The sequence below is a fragment of the Levilactobacillus namurensis DSM 19117 genome (assembly GCF_001434785.1).
In the GTDB taxonomy this organism is placed as follows: domain Bacteria; phylum Bacillota; class Bacilli; order Lactobacillales; family Lactobacillaceae; genus Levilactobacillus; species Levilactobacillus namurensis.
In genome coordinates this window covers 24,881-30,880 of record NZ_AZDT01000063.1, presented here as the reverse complement: position 1 = coordinate 30,880, position 6,000 = coordinate 24,881, and the positions used below count along the sequence as shown (strand labels likewise).

The window sequence follows — 6,000 nt, the reverse complement described above, 5'->3', positions numbered from 1 at the left end:
CCTAGGCGAGCTGAAAAACACTCACCAAGGAAAATTTCACGGCTGAGCCTTGTCTGACCGTCCTCTCGGCTTACAATGGTATAACCATAATGTTCACCATTAGGGCACGGTACTCAAGCATATTATTGACGACTATGATCACTTAAAAAAACCTCATCCTAAACAGGATAAGGTCACGGTGGTCGTTTGCGTTAGTCAGCGTTTTGGGCTGGCTTACCCAAAGGCCGAGCTTGAAGACCTGGGGCTTTCAGGGCTCCAAGTCGTGCCCACCACGTTCCAGCCTCTTCAGGGCCAACCGGTAAGGCGGATGATTGCTACCATCTGTCCCTTGACTAAATGTAAGAAAGGAGCCTGGGACAAAGCGCCCAGGCTCCTTTTATTCTTGACGATAACGATACGATGCTGAAACGTGCGACCGAAGGCAACCAACGAGCATTAACCGCCGTTGGTTGCCTTCGTTTGGGTTACCGGACGAACTGTAAGTTGTAGTTACCTTGACCATCGGACGTGATGGTGTAGTTGTTGTATCCGGCTTGCAACCACTGATTCTTCGAGGCCTGGGCCCAGTTTTGGGCGTCACCTACGGACGAGAAGGTGTGGGTGGTGTCGAAGGTCGTAGGGTTTTGACTGGTCTTCTTAGCCGACGAGGACGTTGGTGCAGACGAACTGCTGCTGGTCGTGGCGGTGCTGGAGACCTTAGTCTGATCCAATAACTTCTGTTCGCGGTTCTGGACAGCTTGATTGGATTCTTGATCGATCATTTTTTGTAATTTTTGCTTTTGCGTGACGGTAATCCCATTGTCGTTGTACGCATCGAGCCGTTTTTGGAATTGGCTGTACGCGGATGCTTGCGACGCTGATGACGCGTGGGCCAGCATCGCGGAGTCCGAGCTGGAAGCCGTGGTTGAATGCGTGCTGACGGCCTTGTGCCCGTTGATGGCCAGGACTAGCAGGATGGCAATGGCTAGCGTGAGCAAGGTCATGATCCAGGGCCACCACCGCCGTTGACGGTGCCGACGACGCAGTGGCCGTTGGTCATCGGCATTAAAGTTATACCGTTGTACGCGTGATTTTGGTTCTTGGTTGTTCAACTGAAAAACCTCCATGTTCAAAACGGTGTAAAAAACGAGCCTGCCGAATCGACGGCAAACTACCACACCCTTCATAGTAACGCAAAAGCGCCGTGGTGAAAAATCTAAACGCCCTAATTGCCGAAAAAACGGGGAATGATTTTCGGAACGGTCCCGGATATTGTATGATAGACCTGTAATCAAGTTTGAAAGGTGGTTTTTTTGTCATGCATAATGATATTCCCAGCTTACCGATGAATAACGGTAACCAGATTCCCCAATTAGGCTTGGGCGTCTTCCAAGTCGATAACGCTGAAGATACGAAGAATGCTGTGAAGTGGGCTTTGAAAGCCGGCTACCGGCACATTGATACGGCGTCCTATTACGGTAACGAGCAGTGGGTCGGCGAGGCCATTCGGGAGAGTGGCGTCAAGCGCGAAGACGTCTTCGTGACGTCTAAGTTGTGGAACAACGTACGGGGCTACGATGAGACTAAGGCAGCCTTTCAGACCACGCTGGACAAGCTCGGATTCGATTACCTGGATATGTACCTGATTCACTGGCCAGCTCCGGGTTATGCGGAGAGCTGGCGGGCCATGGAAGACCTGTATCAGGCCGGCAAGATCAAGAACATCGGGGTCTCCAACTTCCAGAAGTCACAGTTAGAGACGCTGATGAAGACGGCCAAGGTCAAGCCAGTGGTCGACCAGATCGAAACGCACCCGTACTTCCAGCAAAACGACTTGCACGCCTACCTAGAAACTCAGGGAATCTTGCATGAATCCTGGAGTCCGCTAGGTGGCGGTCGGAATAACGCCCTGACCGACCCCGTCATCAACGAATTGGCGGCGGCCCACGACGTGAGTGCGGCGCAGATTATCCTGCGGTGGCACGTCCAACGGGAAGAAATCGTGATTCCTAAGTCGACCCACGAAGCACGGATTGCTCAGAACCGCGACATCTTCGCCTTTGGCTTAGATGAAGACGAGATGCATCAGATCAGCGACCTCGACGCTGGTAAGCGGGTCGGTCCCGACCCTGACGATGCGGCTTGGTTGAAGCAGTCACAGAGTTATTCAACGGGTAAATAAACGATTAGTGACCAAAGACCACTCATTGGCATTCAGCCAGTGGGTGGTCTTTTGCGGTTATTTATAGCGGGGAATGTGTTGCGCATCCGCTTGGGGTAAGAGCTGGTCGGTTAGAGCGTTCACCACGGTGATGGGGACCTGGGCGAAGGGACTCAAAAAGCTCGGATGGTCCGGGTCCGGGACGTCTTGGTTGTGCTTTAGGTCCGGCGCCATTTCCAACAGGTCGGTTTTGTGCAAGCCCAATTTTTGGGCGTAGTAAATCACTTCGCGGTAACTGTAGTTCTTGAAGTAGAAGTAGTAAGCCAGGCCGGCGCCGGTGAAGTACCAGAAGATGGTCCATTGCAGGCCAATCTTGCTGGGGTCCAGGAAGCCGGTGGTGATGGCGGCAATAACAAACACCAGGTAGAGGACCACGGAGACCGCGGCCCACCGTTGTTTGTGCGTCAATTTAATCATCTCACTTCGTTAAGGGTTGCTCCTAGTGTACGGGGTTTTGCGGACGGATTTCAAGCGATTTCGTAAAAATCAAACCAGAAAGCGTCAATTCAGAGCTTAAACGTGTATAATGGCACAGTATTATTGGGTAATAGGATTGTGGCCTGTCAGGTCACTCACTGGTTCTTGAGATAAAGTAGACGCCAATTACCCAACCCGTTAGACAAGACCCTAGCCGCTAGGAAATGAGAGGTAAAAATAGTGAATTTAAGTTTTGAAACGATTCAACCCACGGATTTTGACCAAGTCGACCAGCTGGTGACGGATGCGTTTGCGCCGATCCCTGAAAGTGACGGCTCCGAGGTTGATTTGATTCATCAACTACGGACCAGTTATGACTACCAGCCTAGTTTTGAAATGGTGGTCCGGCCGGGCGATGGCAGCATCGTGGGTCACGGCTTGCTGACGCCGGTCACGGTTCGCGGCAACGTCCACACCACCAGTATCTTGGCTTTGGCACCGTTAGCTGTCGCCCCCGATTGGCAGGGGAACGGCGTCGGTACGCAGCTGATGCAGGAGCTGGAATCCCGGGCCCAGTTGGCGGGTTATCCGGCCATCAGCGTGGTGGGGGATTCACGGTATTACGGACGTCACGGGTACGTGATGGCGGAAGATTTTGCCATCCATAATTCGTTGCACGTACCGATGGGGAACCACCTGATCAAGACCTTACGTGCCGGGGCGTTGGCCCACGTCGGCGGGATGCTGGAATATCCCGCAGCCTTTAACAAATTTTAAATTACTGGTTGACGGTGATTTGTGAGCGTGGTAGTATCTAAGTCAATCAAATAAATGAACGCTAAATTCCATTACCAAGTAGCGGATTATCTGGGTGTCAGGAAGTCGGTGGGTGCTGCGAACCGATCAGGGTAATTACGACGAAATACAGTGGAACGTCCTGGTCCGCCAGGCGGAAAAACTAGAGCCGTTAACATCTAGAGAGTGGAATAACTGGACCTTCGGCGTCCGGTCTATTCAAGCTAGGTGGTACCACGGTCCTTAATTCGAGAATCGTCCTTGTTGCAAGTCAGATCTTGCGGCAGGGACGATTTTTTATTAGAGAGAAATTAAGGAGTGTGATTGGTATGAAGCAAGCAACTGAGAAGAAACAATGGCAACCGGTAAAGTTGGGTGAAGCGTTGGCGGTCTTACTGGTGATGTTACTCATCATGGGGACCGGTGTCATCAAGTTTGGGTTGTCCCCACAGACGCCCGTGATGTTGGTCATCGCGTTGGTCATGCTGTGGGCGCGGGTCCGCGGCGCAAGTTGGGATACCGTTCATGCCGGCATTACGGATGGGGTCAAGACCGGGATCGTGCCATTATTCATCTTTATTTTAATCGGGGCCTTGATCGGGGTGTGGATTCAAGCCGGTATCATTCCTTCCATGATGGTCTTCGGCTTCCACATGATCTCCGCAAAATGGTTCGTGCCATCCGTCTTCCTAGTTTGTGCGATCATCGGGTCGTCCATCGGGAGTGCTTTTACCATCATCTCAACGATTGGGATCGCCTTGTTCGGGATGGGGACTACCATGGGAATGAACCCCGCACTGGTTGCCGGGGCCATCATTTCCGGGTCCATCTTCGGTGACAAGACTTCACCGCTGTCCGACTCCACTAACCTGGCATCGGCCATGGCCGAATCCGACCTCTTCAGTCACATTAAGAACCTGATGTGGTCCACGATTCCCGCCTTCTTAGTATCGCTAGTCCTCTACACGATCATCGGGTCCGGGGCCGCTACGGACGCCGGCATGGGCAAGATTAGCACGACCTTAGCTGTCTTGAACCAGCACTTCACGATTACCTGGTGGGCTGCTTTGCCGCTGGTCATCATGCTGGTTTGTGCGTTGATGAAGGTGCCCGCCATTGCCACGCTGTTCTTAAACATCGGGGTTGCCATCGTGATGATTTTTATTGAACAACCTAAGACTTCCTTGTCTGGTTTGGCGGCCACGATTGAAAGTGGCTTCGTCTCCAAGACCGGTAACGCCGGCGTCGATGCCTTGCTCTCCCGGGGTGGGGTGGCGTCCATGATGGGCACCGTTTCCTTAATCATCCTGACGCTCTCCTTAGGAGGTCTGCTGATGAAGTTCGACTTGATCCAGACGGCCATGGCACCGTTAGTGAAGCGGCTGGTTCGTCCGGGTTCTCTGATCACCTCCGCCATCATTGCGGGGATCGGGGTCAACGTCTTCGTTGGGGAACAGTACTTATCCGTCATCTTACCGGGAAAGGCGTTCAAGCAGGCCTTCAACCAACGGGGCTTAGCTAACTTAGCGTTGAGCCGGGTCCTCGAAGATGGTGGGACCGTCATCAACTACTTGATTCCTTGGGGGGTTGCCGGCGCGTTCGCGGCCAACACTCTGGGCGTCTCCACGTTGGCTTACCTGCCATTCTGCTTCTTCAGTCTCTTGTCCCCAGTCTTCTCCATCTTAAGTGGGTTCACGGGAATTGGTCTGAAGCGGCAAAATCCGACGGTCAAGACGACCACGGCCAGCGAAGCCGTGATGCCGGATCCAGAAGCTTCTGGCCGGTAAACTAATCCCATCCCCGACCACTGTGGGCAGTGGATTATTGGTAAGTCGGGGACTGTATAAGGATAGTTCCGTCAACCGCCAAACGTTTTGACGTCAAAATCTGAAATCAATCAAAAAAGTCGCGTTAACGGCTACTTCCAGTTGCGGAAGAGCCCGTTAACGCGACTTTTTTTAGTATTAAAGGTTTTGAACTAGGTCGAGACACTGCCAAGCGTTTAGATGGGTTTTAGAGCTGTGTACCAGTAAACGATGGGATGGGAAACTGATAAATCATGACGGTGGTCGCTGATGGCAGTTCATGATATACTATGGACGTGCAAAAGCCACCGTATCTAAGTGCGGTGGCCCTGTAACTGTAGAAACCGTTTAAGACGGTCAACAGAATTGACTATCAAGCTAAAAGATCGCCCGATAACTTCCTGCTAAAGTTATTATCTAACGGCGGTCTTTTTGGTTATTGTAAACGTCCATAATCTTGAATACCAAATTAACAATGAAGGTTAAAAGTGCTAACTGTAATAGCTCAGCGGAAACCAACAATGCTAATATGGCAACGATTATTGAACCAGACACAAGGCCCCTCCTTTCCTGCAAGATGAGGTCAAATTTCATCATGACCACCCTCTATTGGTTAGGATTTGCTGACCGCCTTTAACTTTTCTACCTTTCCAGTGTATCATCATCCAGGACGTAAGAGAAACCATAAACGCTGATAGACTAGGCTTTATAGCTATTTTTATATATTTTTAGAATTGCCAGATAAGGTGTGTTATCGCCAAGTAAAACGATGGCAACAGTCAC

5 protein-coding genes are annotated in these 6,000 nt (G+C 51.5%); 3 read left to right on the top strand and 2 right to left on the bottom strand.

Going from position 1 to position 6,000, the window contains the following annotated elements:
- Window positions 1-464: 464 nt before the first annotated feature.
- Window positions 465-1,091: a hypothetical protein gene (locus tag FD30_RS09465; RefSeq protein WP_056944823.1), complete on the bottom strand. Its 627-nt coding sequence runs from the start codon at window positions 1,089-1,091 to the stop codon at window positions 465-467.
- Between the two features lie 206 nt (window positions 1,092-1,297).
- Between FD30_RS09465 and FD30_RS09460 the strand changes: the two genes are divergently transcribed.
- Window positions 1,298-2,161 (top strand): aldo/keto reductase, encoded by an 864-nt coding sequence (locus FD30_RS09460; RefSeq protein WP_024747169.1) that lies wholly within the window; start codon window positions 1,298-1,300, stop codon window positions 2,159-2,161.
- 57 nt (window positions 2,162-2,218) lie between these two features.
- Here the strand turns inward: FD30_RS09460 and FD30_RS09455 are convergent, their stop codons facing one another.
- The gene (locus FD30_RS09455; RefSeq protein ID WP_235803266.1) at window positions 2,219-2,617 is read right to left on the bottom strand and encodes a hypothetical protein; all 399 of its coding nucleotides are present in this window, start codon (window positions 2,615-2,617) and stop codon (window positions 2,219-2,221) included.
- A 240-nt stretch (window positions 2,618-2,857) separates the two neighbouring features.
- Between FD30_RS09455 and FD30_RS09450 the strand changes: the two genes are divergently transcribed.
- Both FD30_RS09450 and nhaC read left to right on the top strand, forming a co-directional pair.
- Entirely contained in the window at window positions 2,858-3,394 is a 537-nt protein-coding gene (locus FD30_RS09450; RefSeq protein WP_056944822.1) for a GNAT family N-acetyltransferase, read from the top strand.
- A 347-nt stretch (window positions 3,395-3,741) separates the two neighbouring features.
- A complete protein-coding gene (nhaC, locus tag FD30_RS09445) occupies window positions 3,742-5,199 on the top strand; it encodes a Na+/H+ antiporter NhaC (protein WP_056944821.1) in 1,458 nt (485 codons plus the stop codon).
- Window positions 5,200-6,000 lie beyond the last annotated feature (801 nt).

Bases quoted from the DNA above. Each gene is read 5' to 3' on its own strand.
- FD30_RS09455 (WP_235803266.1), bottom strand. From the start codon at position 2,617: ATGATTAAATTGACGCACAAACAACGGTGGGCCGCGGTCTCCGTGGTC.
- nhaC (WP_056944821.1), top strand. From the start codon at position 3,742: ATGAAGCAAGCAACTGAGAAGAAACAATGGCAACCGGTAAAGTTGGGT.
- FD30_RS09460 (WP_024747169.1), top strand. From the start codon at position 1,298: ATGCATAATGATATTCCCAGCTTACCGATGAATAACGGTAACCAGATT.